Source organism: Marinitoga sp. 38H-ov, from assembly GCF_011057715.1.
Lineage (GTDB): Bacteria > Thermotogota > Thermotogae > Petrotogales > Petrotogaceae > Marinitoga.
Map to the genome: position 1 here is coordinate 25876 of NZ_LNGH01000044.1, position 24202 is coordinate 50077.

A 24202-nucleotide genomic window follows, 5' to 3' on the forward strand; every position below is an offset into this window, starting at 1 on the left:
ATTATGATTGTTATTTTTGGAGGTTCTTTTAATCCACCTCATATTGGTCATAGAATAATAGCTGAATATGCATATGATTTTATAAAACCAAAAAAATTTTTAATAATTCCCGCAGTTATGCCACCTCACAAATTAGAAGAGAAAAATATTGTAGATTTTAATTTACGAAAAAAATGGTGCGAGATAACTTTCCCTAAGGAAAGATTCGAGGTATCTGATATAGAAAAACATTTACCTAAACCATCCTATACTTATCAAACTGTATTAAAATTAAAAGAAAAATTTGATGATATATATTTATTAATTGGCGAAGATTCTTTAATTAATTTTCATACATGGTATAAATGGAGGGAATTATTAAAAGAAGTAACTTTAGTAGTATATAAAAGATATCATGAAAAATTAAAATTTGATAATTATAATTTACCTCATATTTTTTTAAATTCACCGCTTATAGAAATTTCTTCTTCTGAAATTAGAAATAGAATAAAAAAAGATTTATCCATATACGGAATGGTTAATGATAATATTGTTGATGAAATAAAGAACACCTATAAAGCCTAGTTATAGGTGTTCTTTATTTCTTTTTTTATATTATTTACAAAATCTATTATAATTTTAATTTTTTCTAATGCAATTTTTTTACCTGTTTCAGTATTCATGTTTTGCGGAATTAACAAAATCTTTTTTTCTATATACTCTATATGTTCTTCAATACTCTTTCTTTTTTTATTCATTAAAACTCTTGCTAATCCTATATGACCTAGTAAATCCAATCTATCTGCATCTATTAAAATATTTGCTTCTAATATATTAGTCTTCTTTAGTTTGTGACTTGCAATACAAAAAGCAACATCTGAAGCATTTTTATAATTAAGTCTATTTAAGAAATCTTCAGCTCTTTGCGCCCCCTCTAATGCATGATCCTTTATTTTTCCATCTACTTCATCTTTTTTTGCTATATCATGCAAAAGAGCTGCATATGTTACTATTGATAAATTTCCTCCTTCTTTTTCTGCTATTATTCTAGCATTATGTGTAACGCGTTTAATATGACCCAAATCATGTGTTATATCTAATTCTAAAGTATATAAAAACTCAAATATCTTTTCTTCTATATTTACCATCTATTATCTCCCCCAAATAATCCACCTAATAAGTTACCTCCTATACCGTCTATACCTTTCGTTTCTCCTTGATTTTTAAACCTTGATGCAGAATAAATTCTATCAGCAAGTCTAGAAAATGGAAGACTTTGTAAATATACAACCCCGGGCCCTGTTATTCTCGTTAAAAACAATCCTTCTCCCCCAAATAATGCATTTTTAAATCCACCTATAAACTGAATATCATAATCAATTGTATTAGAAAATCCAACTACACAACCCGTATCAACTCGCAAAGATTCTCCGGGAAGTAATTTTTTTTCAACAATCATTCCACCTGCATGAACAAATGCAAATCCATCTCCAACAAGCCTTTCTAAAATAAACCCTTCTCCCCCAAATAAACCAACACCTATTTTTTTAGTAAATGCTATTTCTATATCAATTCCTGCAGCAGAACATAAATAACTATCTTTTTGACATATAAATTCTCCACCAAATTTAGTTAAATCTATAGGAATAACCCTTCCTGGATAAGGCGCTCCAAAAGCTACATGCCTTTTATCATTTGCCACATTAAGAAAATTTGTAACAAAAAAACTTTCACCAACAAACATTCTTTTTAACCCTTTAAAAAAACCTCCGCCAGTAGAAGTTTGCATTTCTATCCCATCTTCCATATACATCATAGCACCCGCTTCTGCCCGAACACCTTCTCCAGGATCTAATTCAATTTCAACTAATTGCATATCTTCTCCGATTATTTTATAATCAATTATGTCAGCCATTAAAATCCCTCCTTTTTTCAATTATATCATTTTGTTTTAATTTTAAAAAATATGCTATAATAATATATATTATATTTAAGGAGAATGATATGAAAATATTAGAAATAAACGATTTAATAAATGGTATATTTATAGAACGAACAAATAGATATTTATCTAAAATAAAATTTAATAATGAAATTTTTGATGTACATGTTCATGATCCGGGAAGATTAAAAGAATTATTATATCCCGGAAATAAGGTGCTAATAAAAAAAGCAAATAATATAAATCGAAAAACAAAATACGATCTTATTGCTGCTAAAAAAAATAATGAGTTTGTACTTGTAAATTCGATGTATCACAGATACATTGCAGAAAATTTTTTAAGAAATAAATTTTCTGATTTAAAAGCTGAAGTAAAATACAACAATAGTAGAATAGATTTCTTAGCTAATGGAAAAATTTGGATTGAAATAAAAGGTTGTACTTTATCAGAAAACGGAATAGCAAAATTCCCAGATGCTCCAACAAAAAGAGGAGTAAAACACTTAAATGAATTAATCGAATTATCTGAAAAAGGATTTGAAGCACAAATATATTTTTTAATATTTTCTGCATCCAAATATTTTTCTCCAAACCTTGATACAGATCCAGAATTTTCAAAATTTTTTTATTTAGCAATAGAAAAAGGTGTTAAAGTGTTTCCGTTACTATTTTCTTTTGAGAATGGAAAGATACTATTTAAAAGAGAAATAAAAATTATTTAATTTAAAATAATGATTCTAATTTTATTATATTAATATAATACCTTTTTCAATATATGCCTTTGCTAAAGTAATCATTTGTCCCCAACCTACAGCGCATCCATATTTAATATTTAATTCATTAATTGAATATATTGTCGTATAATCTACAATTTTTATCCATGTTCCTTCATCTCCATTTTGGAACGAGATATCAACCTTTGATCTATACCCTTTTTCGTATTCATACCACCAAAAAGATATAAACTTTTTATTTAACAACTCTATTATATAACCATTATCTTCTACTATTTCACCATAAGTTAATCTTTCCCATCTAAAATATATTTTCCCGTTAGTTTTGAGTTTCATTTTCATGCCATCTGTAAACCACGGATCCCAACCTTTTTCATTTACAAGGACATTCCATACTCTATCTATCGGAGCATTAATAAATTCTATTATTTCTATTGGAGGAGTTTCTATCATAATTCACCTCTTTAAATTTATTCTATTTTTTGATAAAATATAATATAATACTTACAATATGTCATTTGTTAATATCTTTAATATTTAACCTTTTTAAGATTATTTCTGTTATTTTTATATAGTAAAATTTAACCACAAAAAAGGTTGCAGCTCCTATTATCGGCCATATATATTCAAAAAACTTCACATTAAAAAAAGATTTATACATAAAATAGGAGGATGCTATTGGAACGAGAAAAAATATAATGTGGAGTGTTTTATGTTTATTACGTAAAACTATACTTAAAACCGGTGGCAATAAATAAGTGGTAAAAAATATTAATCCAAATAAATCATTAAGCATTAAAATTATAAAACCAGATGTTATTGTAGAGATTATAAAATATTCTATATTAGTAAGTTCATAAACTAGAATCAAAGGTATTAAACTAAAAAATGCAATAAAAATACCAAAAACTGGTACAAACATCTGAGCAGAAAAGAGTAATACTGTAATTACACTCAACAAAGAGGAATATGTTATATTTTTTACCATCAAAAACTACCTCACTTTCAAAATTAATAAAAAATTAAAATAGGAGGAACTATAATATGGATAAAAAAAGGCTTGAAAATTTTGAAAAAAAACTAAGAGATATATGTTTTAAAATTAAAGTTGAAGGAAGAAAAATAATAAAAAATATTGATATTTCTCCAGCTCAATTTGATTTATTACAAATAATATATTTTAAAGGTTCCAAAAGAGTTACTGATATTAGTATAGCATTAGGAATAACAAAAAGCACTACAACCGGTTTAATCAACAGATTAGAAACTTCAGGTTACTTAAAAAAAGTTAAAGATGAAAAAGATAAACGTGTAACTACAATCTCTATTACCGAAAAAGGGAAAAAAGTAATAGAAGATGTTATAAAAGCTCGTATTGAATTTATGAATAAAGTATTATCAAAAATAGACAATCCTGAAGAATTAATGATACAATTAGAATATCTGGATAATATAATTAATGAGGTGAGAACATATGAAAAAAAATAAGCTATTTATTTTTATTTTTCTGTTTCTCACTATTTCTATTTTTTCATTTAATTTAACAATAAATGCTCAAAAAAACTCATTGTTATATATTAATGGTCAATATATATTAACGATGAACAACTCTACAGAAACCATCAACCTTCCCAAGGGAAATTATAATATAAAATTATCTAAATTTGGATATACTGATTATGAAGTAAATATATTTTTAGATAAAGATATGACAATAAATGTTTCATTGCTCCCTTTAGCATCAATTGAATTTTCTTCTAATTTAGATTACTTCTATATAAATATAGATGAAAATAAAAAACTAATAAGCAATGGAGAAATTATTACTATACCAACAAATGTAAAGAAAATCATTCTAGAAGCTAAAGGATATAAACCATTAGAGATTAATATTAATTTGAATCCTTTTGAAACAAAAAAAATAAATGTAAACTTCATACCAGAAAACATTGTTACCTTTGAATCTACCCCAAATGCAAATTTATATATAAATAATACTTACGTAGGAGTAACACCATATTCTACAATTTTAGAAGCAAATAAATATTCAATCAAACTCGAAAAAGATGGATATTTACCTATCGAAAATTCTATTAATATAAACCCCAAGGATAATCCTATAATTAAATTTGAATTAAAAAAAGGGCTTCAACTAAATATAGATTCTTCACCTCAAAATGCTTTAGTAATAATAAATGGAAAGAAAATGGGATACACTCCCAATACTTTCACTGTTGAATCAGGAAATCTAAAAATAATTGTATCAAAAATTGGTTACATATCAAAAGAATTAACTATAAACTTAGATGAAAATAATAAACAATTATTTTTTGAATTATTAGAAGACTATAGATTAATAAAATTTCAAGAATATAAAGACTTATCTTTTTATTTAGATGGAAAATTTATTGGAGATAATGTTGAATATCTTGAATTAGATGGAAGACCCCACATAATAGAAGTTTTATCAAAAACAGAAGATTTATTTTTCAGATATATAATTGATAAAAATTCTCCACGAGAATTATTTTTAAATCCAAAAATTTACACTTCTGTAGAAGTTTTGTCAAACGAAAAGATTTTAACATATATTGGCGATAGTTATGCATTTACTCCATCTACTATATTAATTAATACAATGCAAAAAACAAAAGATATTGATGTATATTATTTAAATTCTAAAAAAAGAATAACAATTAGAAAAAATAAAACACAGTCCATATTTTTAACTGACCAAGAAAATATTGGTGCTTTATCAATTTTTACATCTTCACTAAATGCTTTAATATATATAGATAATAAATATATAAATAAAGGGAATGTTTTAGGTAAAGTTTTAGAATCAGGTTTACATAAAATTACTTTTAAATTTTCCTCTGGTGAGGTTTATAATATTGACATAAATTTAAATAATTTTGATCATAAAGTAATATTTTTTTCAAAAGCAAATATAGTTCCTGTAAAGATTTATAATCCAAAAAATTACGACGTATATATCGATGATGTAAAATATACTCATTCAGATTTAAGACTAGAATTCGGAGTTCATAAACTAAGTATTTTTATTGGAAATAAAAAAATATATGAAAAATATATATATTTCACAGACAATGGAAAATATATAGATTTATCTAATTTGTAATAAGGAGGAAGTCTTATGAATAAATCAATTTTTTTCATTTTACTAATTTTTTTATTTTTATTTTCAATGGTCTTTTCTGAAATAGTTGATGTAAAACCTGTATCTCCTGTTTATCCACATGTTTATAAAGTTGTTAATGAAGGATTAATGGATACAGATACTGAAGGGAAATTTAATGGAGCAATTTCTATCTCAAGATATGATTTAGCTATTTTTGGATCTAGAATATTAGATTATTTAAATGATAATTATATGAAACAATTAGAAACTTTAAATTCTTCTTTAACAATATTAGAAAACGAAAAACTACCAAAGAGAGTATATACGTTAGAAAATTTTATTTTTTCTTTAGATGCTGATTATAAAAATACTAAAAATAATGTCATGGAATTAAATGATAGAATTATGAATCTCGAAAAAGCTATAACTATTAATTCAACAGATACTAATAATCCAATTTTTAAAGCTATTGCACAAAATGCATACAATATTGCAGAAAAAAAATCTATAGAGAAAATAAATGAGTTGTATGAAACAACACTAGCTACAATGATAACCTTCTCAAAAAGAATGGATGAATTTGAAATCGCTGTTGAAAATGTTATTGATCAATTTTCAAAAACTAAAGAATACATGACAAATACATTAGATGAATATTTAACTAGAGAAAAAAATAATTATAAAACATATATAAATGATTTATTTGAAAAAGAAAAAGATGGTTTAAAGCTATATATATCAAATGAAATTTCAGCTCAATTAAGATGGAAAAATGACACAAATAATGCTACAATTAATCAATTATTAAATGAAATAAACAATTTAAAAGATTCAATTTCTAAATCAAATCAGTATATCGATAATATTATTCAACAGAAATTTGATTTTCAAGTAAAACCTTTAATAAATTTAACCTCAAAAATCCCAGAATTGGATAGTAAAATATTAGAATTAAACGATAGAATTGATAATTTAGAATCTAATTCTCCAAATTTATCTAATGATACATTATTACTAAAAAAAATAAATTCATTGGAAAGTGATATCAACTCATTAAAATTATTAAATTCTAAAGTTGAATCATTAGAAAAAACATCTAATTCCAATTATGCTATTTTATCTGACGCTTCTAATAGAATAAATAATTTAGATAGTAGAGTATTAGCATTAGAAAAACAAAAAAACATTAATACTAATTATGAAATTCCTATGGACTTATTAAATAGAATAAGCATTATGGAAGAAAGATTAAATAATATAAAAACTCTAGAAACAGCTGCATCTACTGTTATTTTATTCGATGAGAAACTTTCCGATGTTGAATTAAAGATTACTAAATTAGAAGAAAAAACAAACTCATTATCTAATCTAACATATGACTTTATTCTTTTTAATAACACTTTAAAAAATAGTGGATTAAGTGATTTAAATGAGCTATTATCAATGTTAAAAAATATTAAGAAACTTTCTGATGATTTAACTATAGAATCAAAAAATAAAAATTTAGAAAATGCTATCGCTAATAATACAAAATATATATTAGAAATCAACAAAAAAATTGATAATTTAGAGTTATTTGATAAGAGATTAAAACTTTTAGAGAGCACAGTATATTCAATGAATAATTTACCTTCTGAAAAAGATTTATTGTCAAATGTAATTGATGAAATGGTATTAAAATCTATTATTAAAAATACTGACACTTTAAAAAGTCAATTATATTTAGAAATAAAAGATGAATTAATAAAAACTAATATGAAATCATTAGATTCTATTGTATCAAGATTAAATCTTTTAGAAAAAAATATAAACAATTTTAGTGATATGACATACTTAGACGAAAAAATTACTAAATTAGAAGAAAATATTGATACTATAAAATCAGAAAATAATAATATTAAAAATGAATTATCAAAAATAAAGTATTCAACTGACGACATTAATTATATAAATACAAAAATTAGTGAATTAGAAAATAAACTAAATAACAAAAACTTATATAATAATATTTTATACTCTTTAATAGGTGGAATTATTGGTGGAATAACAGTTTATGTAATTATGGGAGGATTATAATGAATTATGGAGTTGCATTAGGCAGTGGTGGAATACGTGGAATGGCACATATTGCATTATTAGAATACTTAGAAGAATTTTATAATGAGAAACCTACAGCTATTTCTGGATGTAGTGCTGGATCTATTATTGGTGCATTATATGCATTAGAACCTAATAGTAAATTAATAATGAAAAAAATTAATTATTTAATTTCTCATTCTTCAAATGAAATATCATTTATTAAAAAGAACTTAGAAAATAAAGTAACAGGATTTGCAAAATTATTATCCTCACCAGGTATTTTAAACAATGACCTATTATTTAAGCTTTTAAAATTATTATTTTACAAAAAAAGATTTTCTGATTGTAAAATACCTTTTGGTGTTGTCTCAGTTGATATAGAAACTGAAAGCGTCGAAGAAATAACTGAAGGATATATACTTGATGCCGTCATGGCTTCTTCAAATGTTCCTGCTGCATTTACTCCAAAATTATTAGGAGGAATGACATTAGTTGATGGCGCTGTTTTAGAAGAATTACCTGTTGAATTATGTAAGAAATTAGGAGCTGAATATATTATTGCTTCTCATATACCACAAAAAAACGAAAAATTCAGCGATGGAATAGAATATATAAATTATATATCTTCTATTAGTAATAATTATATTATTTCAAATAAGCTTACATTAGCTAATAAAGTATATATTTTTGATTCTATATATGAATGGTATGAATTCGATAAATATAAAGAGATTTATTTTGAAGCAAAGAAGAAATTAGAAAAGGAAAGGTGAAAAAATGAATAAACTTAAAATCGCCTCAGGTGATTTCAAATATGGATTATATTGGAATGCTGGTGTCATTACTGAGTTTTTAAATTTAAATGTTCCAATATATTTAAGAGTATCTGGAATAAGTGTATTATTCCCTTTTTTTATTTCTAAATATAATAATAATTTTTTTGGGAAAATGATTGAGTTTATTAATAACTCTAAAATATTAAATCGATATTTTTTTAAAGATAGAATATATGACAAATTATATAATCAAGCAATTGCTCTTTGGAAATTAAATAGAAAAAAACAATTTGAATTTGAATCTCATATAGAATTAGAAAAAGAATTAATGGCTTATTTTGGTAATATTAAAATTAAAGATTTAGGAGATAATTTTGAAATTGAAAGCTACGATATTTTAAAAAAAGAAGTGTACTATTTTAAACCAAATGATTTATATGTAGATGCTTTACTTGCATCTTTTTCATCTCCACCTTTTTTTAAATATTATGAATATAACAACATGTATCTTATACCTACTGCAGAAATTTCTTTAAGCCCTTTAAAACTTGATGATATTGATCTAATTACATCATTAGAATGTTCATTAAAACTACCAACTCCCAAGAATGGTGCTGAAATTTTACTTTTTTCTTTTTTCTTGAGAAAGAAAAAATTATTTGATATAATTACTAAGGATAAAGATGTATTAGCTCCTTTAAAAATTACATTTGAATCTTTAAGCGGCTCTTCTTTTAATAATGCTAGAAAATTTGCTAAAATATGGATAAATAAAAATATGGAGGTATAACATGAAAAAAATATTTCTATTATTTATTACTACATTATCTATCATTACTTTTTCTTCTACGATTCATGTTGGCGCTGATACTGTAGAAGGCGGGGATGATTTTTATGTTTTAAAAAATAATGTTCAAGTTTTAAAAGACACTTTAGAAGTTAATACAGATTTAGCTACAGTTACCTTAGTAAATGAAGAATGGAGAAAATTAGAATCATCAGGAAAAATAAAAATAAAAACAGATACTATGGAAGCTACTTCAAATATATTAAATTATGATTTAAAAAATGATGAAGGAATATTAAAAAATAATGTTGAAACTAAGATAAATTTAGAGGATGGGAAAGTTATAATTATTTACTGTGATGAAATTACTTTTAATAATAAAAATAAAACTTATTTTGGTAAATCAAATAACAAAAATTTAGTAAAAATTATAAAAGAAGATTATGAAATATATGCTAAAAATTTTACTTATGACGAAAATACCAAATTACTAATTTTAGAAAACAATGTTTTAATAAAAAACGAAAAAAAGAATATAAATATGGAAACTATAAAAGCAACATTCAAAACTGACAAAAATGAAATTTCAGCACAAAAAGTCAAGTTAACACTTGAAATAAATAGTGAGGAGGAAAATAAATGATTGATTTAAAATTACTAAGAAAAAATCCAGAAATATTTATAGATGCATTAAAAAAGAGAAATCATAGCATCGATATAATTAATCAAATATTAGATCTAGATAAAGAAAAAAGAAATATTCAAAAAGAAGTTGAAAATCTTAGATCATATAGAAATTCTTTTTCCAAACAAATTGCAAAATTAAAAGCCGAAGGAAATGAAGAAGCAATAAAAAAAATTAAAGAAGAATCTAAAGAAATTGGAGTTAAAATAAAAGATCTAGATGAAAAAATGAAGGAAATTGATGAAAAAATTAATTTGAAATTATTATATATACCAAATATACCTGATAATTCTGTTCCTATTGGAACATCCGAAGAAGATAATGTTGAAATTAGAAAATGGGGAAATCCAAGAGTTTTCGAATTTGAACCTAAAGCTCATTGGGATTTAGGACCAGAGTTAGGTATGTTAGATTTTGAAAGAGCTTCAAAAATGAGTGGTTCAAGATTTTCTATTATTAAATCACAACTAGCAAGATTAGAAAGAGCATTAATTAATTTTATGCTAGATGTACATACTAAAGAACATGGGTATATAGAAGTAATTCCTCCACATTTAGTTAAAAGAGAAACTATGTTAGGAACCGGACAATTACCTAAATTTGAAGAAGATGCTTATAATATTAAAGATGACGATTTATTTTTAATTCCAACTGCTGAAGTAACTCTTGCTGGAATGCATCAAAATGAAGTATTGAGCTTTAAAGATTTACCTCTAAAATATGTTGCATATACACCTTGTTATAGAAGAGAAGCGGGAAGTTATGGAAAAGATGTTAGAGGTATAATTAGACAACATCAATTTGATAAAGTTGAGCTTTTCTGGTATACAACACCAGAAGATTCTGAAAAAGCATTAGAAGAATTAACTTCACATGCAGAAAAAATATTACAATTATTGGAACTTCCATATAGAGTTATATCATTATGTACAGGTGATTTGGGTTTTGGTGCTGCAAAAACATATGATTTAGAAGTATGGTTACCAAGTTATAATGCATACAAAGAAATATCTTCTTGTAGTAATGTGAAAGATTTTCAAGGAAGAAGGGGAAATACTAGATTTAGAACGAAAGGAAATAAAATGGAATTTGTGCATACATTAAACGGTTCAGGATTAGCTGTTGGAAGAACGCTGGTTGCAATTATGGAAAACTATCAAATGGAAGATGGTAGAATTAAAGTTCCTGATGTTTTAATTCCTTATATGGGCATGGAGGTAATAGGTTAATGCCTAATGCCTTCTATGGTTGTCCATTTAATAATAAGATAATTTTAGACAAGGAAGAAACAGCTCATTTAAAAATTGTTAGAATTAATGAAAATGATGAAATTAAAGTTTTTGATGGATTCGGAAACATATATTATTGTAAAGTTGAAAAAATCAAAAAAAATGAAACAATATGTAATATAATAAAAAAAGAAAAGGATACTAAAATATATTCACCAGTAATTAATTATTATATAGGCGCAAGTAAATTTGACAGAATGAAAATATTAATTGAAAAACTTGTAGAACTAAGAGCAAATAATATTTTTATTTTTCAGGGAGAAAAATCTCAAATAAAATTTAAATCTATTGATAAATTTAGAAAAACGGTTATTGAAAGCTCTAAACAATCTGAAAATACTGTATTCCCAAATATTAAATTTGTTAATTTCAAAGATATTTTTAACATTAAAACCCCTATTTTATTAGATCTTACTACAAATATTAATTTAAAAGATGCTTTAAAAAGTATAAAATATCCAGATGAAATATCTATAATACTAGGACCAGATATGGGTTTTTCGGAAAATGAATTAAAAAATATACCTGATAATGTATTAAAGGTGAATTTAGGGAAAACTATAATGAGATTTGAAACTGCAGGAATATATACTATTAGTATATTGAATTATTATTTTGACAGATTATATATTTAACCTAATTATCTATGAACTTTTCCCTTAAAATTTAAGTCAAAATACTAGACTTAAATAGGGAGGGGAAAGGATTATGAAATCATATGTAAAATTCTATGAAGAAACAAAAAGAGAGTATCACGATATGTTAAATCATGCAAAAAACACCAAAGATGTTGTAGATGTTTTTGCAAAATATACATTAAATTTCTTAAAGAAAGCGTTTCCTGAAAAAGTTAATGATGAACATTTAAGGTATATTGTTTTTGATGAAGAAATTGAAGAAGGATATTATTTTGAAGAACCATTAATGAATATTTTAAAAGATGAATTTGAAACATCAGATTTACCTTCAATTCTTAAAAAGAAAGCCAAAGAGGCTAAAGATAGATACTTGCATATTGTTAATGATAATGATAGAACCGAAACTTTCAGGTTATCGAATAATTCTAAAAGTTATTAATATTAAATATTAAAATAAATAGCACGGAATTCCGTGCTATTTATTTTCTAAATCTTTTTCTTTGTCTATATACTTAAATATTTCAATATCCTCTTTTAATTCATCTAATTCATATAATTTTTTTTCAAATTCATTTTCTGCATTATATGTATATACTACATCTTTTTCTATAATATGAAATTTTTTACAATTAGAACATGCATAAATGTTATTTACCTTTTTTATTCTATCTTCAGTGTTTACCTCTATACTTATCTTTTTATTATACAAAATTGTGTTACAATCAGTACAATAATAATCACTTTTTTTAAAAGAAATCGTTTCATAATTCCATATATTTTTTATTCCTTTATAAAATATTTCTCCTTTATACGAATAATATACATTTTCTGGGGAGATTAATTTAAAATTTTTATGCATTTTTTTAAACATATAATCACCTCCGTTTGTTAAAATTATAACAATGTTTTTTGTTTTTTCCAATTATTATAAGATTTTATTATTTATATTTAAAAAGATTTATAACCATTTATAGGAAAAAATCATTTGTTTTTATAGAAAAATAAATATAAATGATTAATTTGTGATATATTATAAATGATAAATTTTAAAATTACTGTATATCTAATTAAAATTTTTCACAAGTTATTAAATTTTGATTTCTAGGAGGTGTATTATGAGTAAATTAGTCGTAATTAGCGGAGGAGCAAATAATATAGGTAAAGGAATTGCATTTGGATTTTTAAACGAAGGGTGGAATGTTGCTATAATAGATAATAATATAGAAGCTTTAAAAAAAATAAAAGAACCAAATTTATTTAAATTTTTTGGTGATGTATCTAATGAAGATGATATCAAAAAATTCTATAATGAATTGAAAATAAAATATAAAAGACTAGATGTTATTATAAATAACGCTGCAATTGGTGGATTTAAGAATTTTTTTGAATTAACTTTAAATGACTGGAAAAAAGTTATTGATGTAAATTTAACTGGATATTTTTTAATGGTTAAATACGGCGCACCTTTAATGTTAGATTGTCCAGGAAAAGGTAGTATTATAAATATTTCTTCCACAAGAGCTATTATGTCTGAGCCAGGTAATGAAGCATATAGTTCTTCTAAAGCAGGAATTTTAGGACTTACACATGCTTTAGCAAATTCTTTAGGACCAAACATAAGAGTTAACGCAATTTCTCCAGGATGGATATTACATGAAAATGAGCAAGTTTCAGAAATAGAACATAAACAACATCTTGTTGGTAGAGCAGGATATATTCAAGATATTTTTAATTTGGTCTTGTTTTTATCAGAAAATAAAAGTGAGTTTATTACTGGACAAAACTTTGTTATAGACGGTGGTATGACTAAAAAAATGACATATATTTAAGCACTTTTTTATCTCTTAATACAACAAATTTTACTTAATATTAATTACTTTTAATTCATATGAAATATATAACATATATTAAAATAACATAATTGTTATAAAATAAAATGAGAGTTAATTCACTTTTAAAATTTTTAGTTAAAAAATTCACTTAGGGGGTATTACTTTGGAATTTCAACTAAATAAACTTCAAAAATTGGTGAAAAAAAACACAAGAGATTTGACGGAAAAAGAATTTAAATCTCTTGCTCAAGAAATTGATGAAACAGGAAGATTTCCAAAAGAAAATGTGGAAAAATTAAAAAAGTATGGGTACATAGGAATGAACATTCCTAAAGAATATGGTGGAGCTGGAGCAGATGAATTATGTTATGTTATTGCAGTGGAAGAAATTTCAAGATATTGTGCAACAACAGGTGTTATATTATCTGCACACAATTCATTAGCATGTTGGCCAATCTACTATTATGGAAATGACTTTCAAAAAGAAAAATTTTTAAAACCATTAGCAAAAGGAGAAAAACTAGGTGCTTTTGCACTAACCGAACCAAATGCTGGAAGTGATGCTGGAAATCAAGCTACTACTGCTATTAAAGATGGAAATAAATACATATTAAACGGAACCAAAATTTTTATAACCAATGGCGGAGAAGCCGATATTTATATTATTTTTGCTTCTACAAATAAAGAATTAGGAACAAAAGGGATCTCAGCGTTTATTATTGAGAAAGGAACTCCTGGTTTTAGTGTAGGTAAGATTGAAAATAAAATGGGTATAAGAGGATCTGCTACTTCAGAGTTGATATTAGATAATGTTATTATACCAGAAGAAAATTTATTAGGAAAAGAAAATAATGGATTTAAAATTGCACTAAAAACTTTAGATGGTGGAAGAATAGGCATAGCAGCACAAGCATTAGGTATTGCTCAAGGTGCATTTGATGAAACAGTTAAATATATTAAAGAAAGAGAACAATTTGGAAGACCTATATCCAAATTCCAATCTATTCAATTTACAATAGCTGAAATGAAAACTAAGTTGGAAGCAGCCAGATCTTTAGTGTATAATGCTGCATTAAAAAAGATGAATTCTCATGATTATTCATTAGAAGCAGCCATGGCAAAATATTACGCTTCTGATGTTGCTATGGAGATTACAAGAAAAGCTGTACAACTACATGGTGGATATGGTTATACAAAAGAATATGCAGTTGAAAGAATGATGCGAGATGCTAAAATCACAGAAATATATGAAGGTACAACAGAAGTTCAAAAAATGGTTATTGCAGCAAATGTTTTAAAATAATTTAAAGGGGGAAAACAAATGAGAATTGTTGTTTGTATTAAACAAGTTCCTGATACAACAGAACTAAAAATTGATCCAATTACCGGAACTTTAATAAGAAAAGGCGTTCCTTCTATAATGAATTATGATGATAAAGCTGCTTTAGAAGAAGCTTTAAAATTAAAAGATAAATTTGGTGCTAAAGTAATTGCAATTTCTATGGGTCCAAATCAAGCAGCTGAGGTTTTAGAAGAAGCTTTAGCAATGGGAGCCGATGAAGCCATTTTAATTAGTGACAAAAAATTCGGAGGTTCAGATACATGGGCTACTTCAAATATTTTAAGTGAAGCTATTAAAAAAATTGGATTTGATGTTATATTTGCAGGTAGACAGGCAATTGATGGAGATACTGCTCAAGTTGGACCACAAATTGCTGAAAAATTAAATATTCCACAAGTTACTTATGTAAACAAAATTGATTATAATGGAGAATTTTTTATAGTAAACAGAGAAATGGATAATTATATTGAAACTATTAAAATCAAACCTCCTGTATTATTTACAATTTTAAAAGAAGCTAATCAACCTAGATATATGAATATTAAAAACTTAGTTGAAATATGTTCAAATGAAAATAATATTAGAATTTTAACTAATGATGATTTAAAAATACCAGATAATATCATTGGACTAAATGGCTCTCCAACTAAAGTTAGAAAAACTTTTACACCAGAACTTTCTAAAAAAGGAATCATTTTGGAAGGAAATATTGTTGATAATGTAAATACTTTAATATCAAATTTAAAAGAGCGACATCTACTCTAAGGGGGAATTGCATGAATAGAGATGTATGGGTTTATATAGAAATAGAAAACAATAATATAAAAAAAGTTAGTTTAGAATTACTTAATGAAGGTAGAAAATTAGCTAATAAACTAAATTCTAATTTAGTAGCAATATATATTAATAATAAAGATTATTTTTCAGAAATTGGAAAATACAATGTTGATAAAATCATACAATTACATAATGAAAAAATAAAACATTATAATACTCAGATATTTACAAAAGCTATATCAGACTTAGCATTAGAAAAAAAACCATATATATTTTTAATTGGAGCAACTCATCAAGGAAGAGATCTAGCGCCAAGAATTGCTGCAAAATTAAATACTGGACTAACCGCAGATTGTACAAATTTAGATTTAGATGAAAATGGATTATTATTACAAACAAGACCAGCTTTTGGTGGAAATATTATGGCTACTATAATTTGTCCAGAACACACACCACAAATGGCAACAGTTAGACCAGGTGTGTTTGAAAAAACAAAAATTAATGAGAATAAAAACTATTCTGTAGAAAAAATAGAATTTGAACCAATTAATTCTAATATAGAAATACTAAATCTATTAAAAAAAGAATCATTAAGTAAAGATATTTCAGAAAGCGATATAATTATTGCTGGCGGAAGAGGATTAGGAAATCCTAAAGGGTTTGAATTATTAGAAGAATTAGCTTCTGAACTAAACGGTGTTGTTGCTGCATCTAGAGCAGCTGTTGATGCTGGATGGGCAAATCATGATATTCAAGTTGGGCAAACAGGAAAATCTGTTAAACCAAAAATCTATATTGCATGTGGAATATCAGGAGCAATTCAACATATAGCTGGAATGAAGGATTCTAAATGTATAATTGCAATTAATAAAAATAAAGATGCACCAATATTTAAAATTGCTGATTATGGTATAGTTGGAGATTTATATGAAGTAATTCCTGTTTTAATAAAAAAACTAAAAGAAAATAAAAATTAATTTATGGAGCGATTTTCGCTCCATTTTTTTTATTATATATAATATTTTTCTTTATATTTATTGATTATTTTTAATTATAAATGCTTTTTTATAGTTTTTATATAAAATCAAATTAATGCTAATTTTTTATGTAACAATTTTCAGTGATAGAATAAGAAAAAAATAAAATAAAGAATTAAAATTATTATATATAGTATATTTAATTTTGTAATTATTTTCATAATTAGGAGGGAAAAGTATGAAAAAGTTATTTTTAGTTTTCTTGGTATTAAGTGTTATTATGAGTAGTTTTGCAGCTGTTCAATTACCAAGAGAAGAAACTGTATATGTTACTGGTGCACTTTGGGGACCAGCTACAACTTGGAATTTATTTGCAGCACAATCAACATGGGGAACAGATCAATTCCTTTATCTCCCATTATATCATTACAATGTTCAAAAAGACGCTTGGCTTCCATGGTTAGCAGAATCATTTGAATTTGTTAATCCTACAACATTAAGAGTTAAAATTAGAGATGAAGCTAAATGGTCTGACGGAATGCCTATTACAGCTGACGATTTAGTATTCACATGGGGCTTAACTAAAAAATTAGGTTTAGGTCCAAATGCAGGTTGGGATACATATATTAAAGAAGTAGTTGCTATAAATAGCAAAACAGTTGAATTTAGAGCAAATGAAGAAAATATGAATTATTTTAGCTTCTTATCAACTTCTTTAGGCGCAAAACCTATGCCTAAACACGTTTTTGAACCTTTAGCAAATGAAGGTAAAATTGGCGACTTTGTTAATGATGAAAATCAAGTCGTATCAGGTCCATTCAAATTATATTTTGCTGATACAAATGTTATTTCTTACCAAAGAATAGATGATTGGTGGGGTAAAGATTTATTCGGATTACCTGGACCAAAATATATTGCTCACGTTATATATAAAGACAATGCTGCTGCTGCTTTAGCTTTCGAAAGAGGAGACGCAGACTGGAGTGCATTATTTATTCCTAAAGTAGAAGATTTATGGAAAAAGAAAAACTTACCTGTTGGTACATGGAAATCAGAATTACCATACTTTATGCCTGATGGTACAGCATACTTATATATCAATAATACAAAACCAGCATTAAATGATATTAATGTTAAAAAAGCAATTGCTTATGCAATTCCATACAAAGAAATGTTATTAAAAGCTTATTTCGGTTATGGTTCTCAAGCTCACCCATCAATGGTTATGGATGTTGTTGAATCATACAGAAAATGGATAAATTATGATTTAACAAAAGAAACATGGGGAACAGAAGATGGAAAAATAAAAACAGATTTAGATATGGCTAATAAAATACTTGATAAAGCAGGATTCAAAAAAGGTAAAGACGGTATTAGAGTAGATAAAAACGGAAATAAATTAGGTACATTTACAATCTCTGTACCTTATGGTTGGACAGACTGGATGATGATGTGTGAAATGATTGCTAAAAATTTAAGATCTATAGGTATTGATGTACAAACAGAATTCCCTGATTTCTCAGTTTGGGCAGATAGAATGACAAAAGGTACATTTGATCTTATTATAAGTTGGAGTACAGGACCTGGATTCGATCATCCATACAGCATGTATAGATTTGTATTAGATCCAAGATTATCAAAACCTGTAGGAGAAGTTACTTGGGCTGGAAATTGGGAAAGATACCAAAATCCTGAAGTTGTAGAATTATTAGACAAAACTGTATCAACATTAGATACTGAAGAAAGAAAACAAGCATACTTTAGATTACAAGAATTAGTTTACAGAGATTTACCATCTATCCCACTTTTCTATAATGCACATTGGTACGAATATAGTACAAAATATTGGAAAGGTTGGCCAAATGAAAATAATCCAACATGGTATCCAGGTGGTCCTCACAGCGCAACTGCATTAGGCGTTACATTCTCATTAAACAAAGGCGCATCAATTGCAAATGAAAAAATGTTTGAACTTTCAGATAAAGGTGGATTTTTAATACCAACATCTAAAGTGTTTGATGAACTAAAAAATTCTGAAAAATAATTTTAGCAAATAAATTTAAAGAGGTGAAATAATGAATAATTCATCTAAAGCTTTTATAAAATATATAGGAAGAAAATTGCTCTTTTTAGTCATCACATACATAATATCTATAACAATAGTATTTATACTTCCCAGGGTTATCCCTGGGAATCCTCTTTCTCAAATACTATCGGGTCTTTCAAGAACTGGTCAAAGCAACCCTGATGCTATAAGAGCAGCTGAAAAAGCTTTAATGGAACAATACGGTATAGGAAAACCATGGTATGTCCAATACTTTGAATTTTTAGGAAATGCATTTAAAGGTGATTTAGGAACGTCATTTACATATTATCCTAGAAAAGCTACAGAATTAATAGCTCCTGTAATACCTTGGACATTAATGCTATTGCTACCAGCAACAGTAGTTGCTTGGTTTTTAGGAAACACTTTAGGTGCTTTTGCAGCATATAAGAGAAACAGTTGGTTTGATAAAGGAGTATTAACTACATCGCTTATAATTTCACAAATACCTTATTATTGGCTCGGAATGTTATTGGTATTCTTTTTTGCTGTTAAATTGAATTGGTTACCAGCGCAAGGCGCATACTCTCAAGGTTTAATTCCATCCTTTACATGGGATTTCATAGCAGATGCGGCTAAACATTATATTTTACCTTTTTTATCAATAGTTATTTCTGCTACTGGCGGATGGGCTGTTGGGACTAGATTACTTGTTATTAATGAACTCGGAAGCGACTATGTAAGATTTGCTGAATATGTTGGAATGAAAGAGAAAACAATATTCAATTATGTATATAGAAATTCTTTACTTCCACAAATAACTGGATTAGCTCTTAGTTTAGGTGGAGCGCTAGGCGGATCATTAATTACTGAAATAGTATTTAATTATCCAGGTACTGGTTATTTGCTTTTTAAAGCTTTAACTACTCTTGATTATCCTTTAATTCAAGGTACATTTGTTATTTTAATTGCATCTATATATTTAACAAACTTCTTTGTTGACTTTATTTATGCATTAATTGATCCAAGAATAAGACTAGGTCAGGAGGCATAAACATGTTTAAAACAATGATTTCTCCATTATTTAAAAATAAAAAATTTTTAATAGGTTTATCAATATTTATTATTTTTATTATTTTAGGATTATTAGGACCTATTGTATATAATGTTGATCCTACAGAAATGACATGGGATTTTGAACAAGCTCCATCATCTGTTCATCCTTTAGGAACTGATACATATGGGAGAGATGTTTTAGCTCAATTATTCTCAGGTATTAGATCATCATTATATATAGGTTTAATTGCTGCTACTATTTCTTTAGTGATAGGATTATTAATTGGTACATTTTCTGCAGTTAAGGGCGGAGTTGTTGATGATGTATTAATGAGCGTTACTAATGTAGTTTTAACAACTCCTTCTATTTTAATTGCAATATTAATTGCTAGTTACTTAAAGGTAAGAAGTGTTGAAGTTATTGGTTTAATATTAGGTTTTTTCCAATGGCCTTGGTTTGCAAGAGCTATTAGAGCACAATTAATGAGTGTTATGTCAAGAGAATATGTTTATTTATCTAAAATGGCTGGATACTCTGATTTTAAATTAATAATTGAAGATTTAATTCCAACTATTGCAACATATACATTTATGAGTTTTGTTTTATTTATAAACGGTGGTATTATGGGTGAAGCTGGTTTAAGTTTAATAGGACTTGGACCTACAAAAGGTATTTCTTTAGGTATTATGTTGCAATGGTCAACTTTAATGGATGCTGTTAGAAGAGGATTATGGTGGTGGTTTATTCCACCAGGAGTCGCAATAGTAGCCATCACAGCCTCATTACTTGTTTTAAGTACTGCAATGGACGAAGTATTCAATCCAAGACTTAGGGAGGAGTAAGAATGGCTGAAAAAATATTAATTGCAAAAAATGTGAAAGCTTATTATAGAAAGGGTACAAAATATGTAAAAGCTGTTGATAATGTAAATCTTGATATATATGAAGGTGAAATAATTGGTATTGTAGGAGAATCAGGATGCGGAAAAACTACATTAACCGATGTTCTACAAATGAATATCTTAAAACCTTTAACATTAATTGAAGGTAGCATAGAATTTAAAACTAAAAATGGTTATGTTGATATTTCAAAATTATCAAGAGAAGAAGTGAAAGAAAAATATTGGGGAACAGAATTAGCTAGAATTCCTCAGGCATCTATGAATGCATTAATGCCTACAATAAAAATTAAAAAGTATGTAGAACATTTAGCTAAGTCTCATAATATAAATCCAAAAGATCTATTAGAAAAAGCAAAAGAAAGAATCAAAAAAGTTGGCTTAAAAGAAGATGTTTTAGAAATGTATCCATTTGAGTTAAGTGGTGGAATGAGACAAAGAGCTGTTATTGCTGTTGGAACTTTGCTTGATCCACATTTACTTGTAGCGGATGAACCTACTTCTGCATTAGATGTTGTAAATCAAAAAATGTTTTTAAAAGCGTTAAAACAATTTAAAAATGAGGGTATTGTAAAAAGTGTTTTATTTATAACACATGATATTGCTACTATCAGGCAACTTGCAGATAGAATGTTAATTATGTATGCAGGAAAAATTGCTGAAATTGGAAATACAGATGACATGGTAAACGAAGCTTATCATCCTTATTCAAAAGGTTTATTTAATTCTGTACTTACACCTGAGCCTGAAATTAAAAAAAGAGGTATTGTTACTATACCAGGAGCCCCTCCAAATTTATTGGAGCCGCCTAGCGGTTGTAGATTCCATCCTAGATGCCCACATGTTATGGAAATATGCAAAACTAAAGAACCTACAGTTAAAGAATTTGAAAACGGTAGAAAAATAGCTTGTTTCTTGTATTCGGAGGGATCAAAATGAATAGACTAGAAGTGAAAAATATTTCAAAAACATATGTAATGGGGTTTGTTTCAAAAAGATATATTCATGCTGTAAAAAATGCTTCATTTGAAGTTAAAGAAAAAGAATTAGTATCTATTGTTGGAGAAAGTGGGTCTGGTAAATCAACTATTGCAAAAATGGTTTTAGGATTATTATCTCCTAGTGAAGGAGAAATAATTTTTGATGGAAAAAATATTAAAGACTATAAATCTAAAAATGAAATAAAAGAATTCAGAAGAAATCTTCATGCGGTTTTCCAAGATCCTTTTGCAAGTTATAATCCATTTTATCCTGTTGAAAGAACAATGTGGCAAGCTTTAAACTTGTTGGAGAAAAAAGTATCTAAAAATGAAGGATTAGAAATGATAAAAGAAGCGTTATTCAAAGTAGGACTTGATCCTAAAGATATATTAGGTAAATACCCTCATCAAATATCTGGTGGTCAAAAACAAAGAATTATGATAGCTAGATGTTGGCTTTTAAAACCTAAACTAATAGTTGCTGACGAATTAACTTCTATGATAGATGCATCATCAAGAGGCGGGGTTATTAAATTGTTAGAACAATTAAGAGACGAACAAGGAACTTCTGTTATGTTTATAACTCATGATTTAGGCCTTGCATATTTTGTATCAGATAATATATTAGTAATGAAAGATGGAGAAATTGTAGAAAGAGGAAATCCTGATGATATTATTATTAATCCAAATCATGAGTATACAAAAACATTAATATCTAGTATTCCTAAACTATATAAAAAATTGGAGGATTTAGTATGACTTTAAAGCCTTTAATAGTTATTTTTTCTTGGGCTTTAACTATGGAAATATTTTCAGTATTATATTTTTTATTCTCAAAAACTAGACCTATTGAATTCTATATGGATATTGTATTGATTATATTTACCATTGGATTTTTAGTATTTGCAATAAGAAAAGAACGTAAAGATATATCGAGGAGGTAAACTCTTGAAAAATATAAGAGATGTTGCAAAAAAAGCAAATGTATCTATTGCAACTGTTTCACGAGTAATTAATGGTCATGATAATGTTTCTGAAAAAACAAAGAAAAAAGTTTTAAAAGCTATGAGAGATTTAAATTATAGGCCTGCTCCTTCATATAGGAACACCAGATTATTTAAAACCATTGCAATATTAATTCCCAATCTTAAAAACTCTCATTATGGCGAAATAGTAATGGGTGTAGAAAGTGCTGCCAGAGAAAATGGTTTTGATTTGTTTATTTCAATAACAAGTGAAAATCCTGATATGGAATATGAAAGTATAGAAAACTTTTTTGAAAGAAAAATTGATGGTATTATTTTATCAGAATTTTTTATAGAAAAAGAAAAACTTGAAAAATTTCAAAAACTAAATATTCCTATTGTTATTGCAGATTTTAAGGATGACTCTGTATTTTTAGACTCTGTTAATACTGATAATTTTAACGGAGCATATAAAGCTATGCAATTTTTATATGATAATGGGCATAGAAATATATTACATATCCCAGGTCCAAACTGGTCGCCTGCTGCACGAGATAGAATTAATGGAATTAATGAATTTATAAAAAATAATAATGATGTAAAAATATCATTTACATCCAATAGAGGATATTTCCCTAATGCAGGAAGAATCGCAATAAAAAACTATTTGAAAGATAAAGGATTGAATTTTACTGCTATATTTGCAGTAAATGATTTAATAGCAGTTTCTGTAATAGATGAATTAAAAAGACAAAATATAAATGTTCCAGAAGATGTTTCAGTTATAGGTTTTGATGATTCACCTATAGCAGAATATTTTTATCCTTATTTAACAACTATAAGACAATTTAGATGGGATATAGGATATACTGCTGCTAAATTATTAATTGAAAAAATTTTAAATCCAAAATCTACTCTTCCAAGAAAAATTTTAATTCCCACGGAACTTATTATTAGAGACTCTGTGAAAAAAATTAATTAATAGTCTCCGGTAATAAGTCAAGAGGGAAATAAAAAAACAATGAAAATTAACAAAGATGAAAAATAACAAGAATTCAGAATAATACAGATAGAAAAAAGAGTAAAACAAATATTATGCACATGGTGCAAAAATTAGAATTATTTAGTTGTTTTGTTAATTGTAAACGCTTAATTATTATTATTGATTATTACTATCATCCTTTAAAAACACCATTTTTTTAGAAGATTGAGATAATTCAATAGGATTATAGGATGAATTATTTTTAAGCATATAATAAATACTTCTAACTAGTTTTCT

At 26.3% G+C, this 24202-nt stretch carries 26 protein-coding genes; 22 read left to right on the forward strand and 4 right to left on the reverse strand.

What is annotated here, in order from left to right; translation table 11 throughout:
• Positions 1-3: 3 nt before the first annotated feature.
• Positions 4-564 (forward strand): nicotinate (nicotinamide) nucleotide adenylyltransferase, encoded by a 561-nt coding sequence (nadD, locus tag AS160_RS09525; protein WP_165148209.1) that lies wholly within the window; start codon positions 4-6, stop codon positions 562-564.
• Here the strand turns inward: nadD and AS160_RS09530 are convergent.
• Entirely contained in the window at positions 561-1127 is a 567-nt protein-coding gene (locus AS160_RS09530; RefSeq protein ID WP_165148212.1) for an HD domain-containing protein, read from the reverse strand. The genes nadD and AS160_RS09530 overlap by 4 nt on opposite strands.
• Positions 1121-1894 carry a TIGR00266 family protein gene (locus AS160_RS09535; protein WP_165148215.1) on the reverse strand — a complete coding sequence of 258 codons (774 nt, stop codon included), beginning with the start codon at positions 1892-1894 and terminating at the stop codon, positions 1121-1123. Before AS160_RS09535 ends, AS160_RS09530 begins: the two co-directional genes overlap by 7 nt.
• An 89-nt stretch (positions 1895-1983) precedes the next feature.
• Between AS160_RS09535 and sfsA the strand changes: the two genes are divergently transcribed.
• On the forward strand, positions 1984-2643 hold the full coding sequence (sfsA, locus tag AS160_RS09540) for a DNA/RNA nuclease SfsA (protein ID WP_165148218.1): 660 nt from the start codon (positions 1984-1986) through the stop codon (positions 2641-2643).
• 24 nt (positions 2644-2667) lie between these two features.
• Here sfsA and AS160_RS09545 read toward each other — a convergent pair whose 3' ends face one another.
• Positions 2668-3108 (reverse strand): SRPBCC domain-containing protein, encoded by a 441-nt coding sequence (locus AS160_RS09545; RefSeq protein WP_165148220.1) that lies wholly within the window; start codon positions 3106-3108, stop codon positions 2668-2670.
• Between the two features lie 591 nt (positions 3109-3699).
• On the opposite strand from AS160_RS09545, the gene AS160_RS09550 reads away from it, so the two are divergent.
• The 9 genes from AS160_RS09550 to AS160_RS09590 all read left to right on the forward strand — a co-directional run bounded on the left by AS160_RS09550 (position 3700) and on the right by AS160_RS09590 (position 12490).
• The gene (locus AS160_RS09550) at positions 3700-4143 is read left to right on the forward strand and encodes a MarR family transcriptional regulator (protein ID WP_165148222.1); all 444 of its coding nucleotides are present in this window, start codon (positions 3700-3702) and stop codon (positions 4141-4143) included.
• Positions 4130-5797: a PEGA domain-containing protein gene (locus AS160_RS09555; protein ID WP_165148224.1), complete on the forward strand. Its 1668-nt coding sequence runs from the start codon at positions 4130-4132 to the stop codon at positions 5795-5797. The genes AS160_RS09550 and AS160_RS09555 overlap by 14 nt, the downstream gene beginning before the upstream one ends.
• Before the next feature lie 15 nt (positions 5798-5812).
• Complete coding sequence (locus tag AS160_RS09560) at positions 5813-7873, forward strand: hypothetical protein (RefSeq protein ID WP_165148226.1); 2061 nt, start codon at positions 5813-5815, stop codon at positions 7871-7873.
• Positions 7873-8649 (forward strand): patatin-like phospholipase family protein, encoded by a 777-nt coding sequence (locus AS160_RS09565; protein ID WP_165148228.1) that lies wholly within the window; start codon positions 7873-7875, stop codon positions 8647-8649. Before AS160_RS09560 ends, AS160_RS09565 begins: the two co-directional genes overlap by 1 nt.
• A 4-nt stretch (positions 8650-8653) precedes the next feature.
• Positions 8654-9442, forward strand: a complete 789-nt coding sequence (locus AS160_RS09570) for a hypothetical protein (protein WP_165148230.1) — start codon at positions 8654-8656, stop codon at positions 9440-9442.
• Position 9443: 1 nt separating this feature from the next.
• Positions 9444-10082: an LptA/OstA family protein gene (locus tag AS160_RS09575; protein ID WP_165148232.1), complete on the forward strand. Its 639-nt coding sequence runs from the start codon at positions 9444-9446 to the stop codon at positions 10080-10082.
• Positions 10079-11353 carry a serine--tRNA ligase gene (serS, locus tag AS160_RS09580; RefSeq protein WP_165148235.1) on the forward strand — a complete coding sequence of 425 codons (1275 nt, stop codon included), beginning with the start codon at positions 10079-10081 and terminating at the stop codon, positions 11351-11353. Before AS160_RS09575 ends, serS begins: the two co-directional genes overlap by 4 nt.
• Positions 11353-12048: an RsmE family RNA methyltransferase gene (locus AS160_RS09585; RefSeq protein WP_165148239.1), complete on the forward strand. Its 696-nt coding sequence runs from the start codon at positions 11353-11355 to the stop codon at positions 12046-12048. The genes serS and AS160_RS09585 overlap by 1 nt, the downstream gene beginning before the upstream one ends.
• A 73-nt stretch (positions 12049-12121) precedes the next feature.
• Positions 12122-12490 carry a hypothetical protein gene (locus AS160_RS09590; protein WP_165148242.1) on the forward strand — a complete coding sequence of 123 codons (369 nt, stop codon included), beginning with the start codon at positions 12122-12124 and terminating at the stop codon, positions 12488-12490.
• A gap of 36 nt (positions 12491-12526) precedes the next feature.
• On the opposite strand, the gene AS160_RS09595 is transcribed toward AS160_RS09590, so the two are convergent.
• Positions 12527-12922, reverse strand: a complete 396-nt coding sequence (locus tag AS160_RS09595; RefSeq protein WP_165148245.1) for a hypothetical protein — start codon at positions 12920-12922, stop codon at positions 12527-12529.
• Positions 12923-13166: 244 nt separating this feature from the next.
• Here AS160_RS09595 and AS160_RS09600 point away from each other — a divergent pair, with 244 nt between their 5' ends.
• The 11 genes from AS160_RS09600 (at position 13167) to AS160_RS09650 (ending at position 23905) form a co-directional block, all read left to right on the forward strand.
• The gene (locus AS160_RS09600; protein ID WP_206528168.1) at positions 13167-13880 is read left to right on the forward strand and encodes an SDR family oxidoreductase; all 714 of its coding nucleotides are present in this window, start codon (positions 13167-13169) and stop codon (positions 13878-13880) included.
• Positions 13881-14046: 166 nt separating this feature from the next.
• Complete coding sequence (locus AS160_RS09605; RefSeq protein ID WP_165148248.1) at positions 14047-15186, forward strand: acyl-CoA dehydrogenase; 1140 nt, start codon at positions 14047-14049, stop codon at positions 15184-15186.
• Positions 15187-15204: 18 nt separating this feature from the next.
• A complete protein-coding gene (locus tag AS160_RS09610) occupies positions 15205-15990 on the forward strand; it encodes an electron transfer flavoprotein subunit beta/FixA family protein (RefSeq protein WP_165148251.1) in 786 nt (261 codons plus the stop codon).
• Positions 15991-16001: 11 nt separating this feature from the next.
• Entirely contained in the window at positions 16002-16979 is a 978-nt protein-coding gene (locus AS160_RS09615) for an electron transfer flavoprotein subunit alpha/FixB family protein (RefSeq protein WP_165148254.1), read from the forward strand.
• A 238-nt stretch (positions 16980-17217) separates the two neighbouring features.
• Positions 17218-19023, forward strand: coding sequence for an ABC transporter substrate-binding protein (locus tag AS160_RS09620; RefSeq protein ID WP_165148257.1), 1806 nt, complete (start codon positions 17218-17220; stop codon positions 19021-19023).
• Between the two features lie 31 nt (positions 19024-19054).
• A complete protein-coding gene (locus tag AS160_RS09625) occupies positions 19055-20077 on the forward strand; it encodes an ABC transporter permease (RefSeq protein ID WP_165148260.1) in 1023 nt (340 codons plus the stop codon).
• A 2-nt stretch (positions 20078-20079) separates the two neighbouring features.
• The gene (locus AS160_RS09630) at positions 20080-20922 is read left to right on the forward strand and encodes an ABC transporter permease (protein ID WP_165148263.1); all 843 of its coding nucleotides are present in this window, start codon (positions 20080-20082) and stop codon (positions 20920-20922) included.
• A 2-nt stretch (positions 20923-20924) separates the two neighbouring features.
• Positions 20925-21917: an ABC transporter ATP-binding protein gene (locus AS160_RS09635; protein ID WP_165148266.1), complete on the forward strand. Its 993-nt coding sequence runs from the start codon at positions 20925-20927 to the stop codon at positions 21915-21917.
• Entirely contained in the window at positions 21914-22717 is an 804-nt protein-coding gene (locus AS160_RS09640; RefSeq protein WP_165148269.1) for an ATP-binding cassette domain-containing protein, read from the forward strand. The genes AS160_RS09635 and AS160_RS09640 overlap by 4 nt, the downstream gene beginning before the upstream one ends.
• Positions 22714-22902, forward strand: a complete 189-nt coding sequence (locus AS160_RS09645) for a hypothetical protein (protein WP_165148272.1) — start codon at positions 22714-22716, stop codon at positions 22900-22902. Before AS160_RS09640 ends, AS160_RS09645 begins: the two co-directional genes overlap by 4 nt.
• Positions 22903-22906: 4 nt before the next feature.
• Entirely contained in the window at positions 22907-23905 is a 999-nt protein-coding gene (locus tag AS160_RS09650; RefSeq protein ID WP_165148275.1) for a LacI family DNA-binding transcriptional regulator, read from the forward strand.
• Positions 23906-24202: the final 297 nt, after the last annotated feature.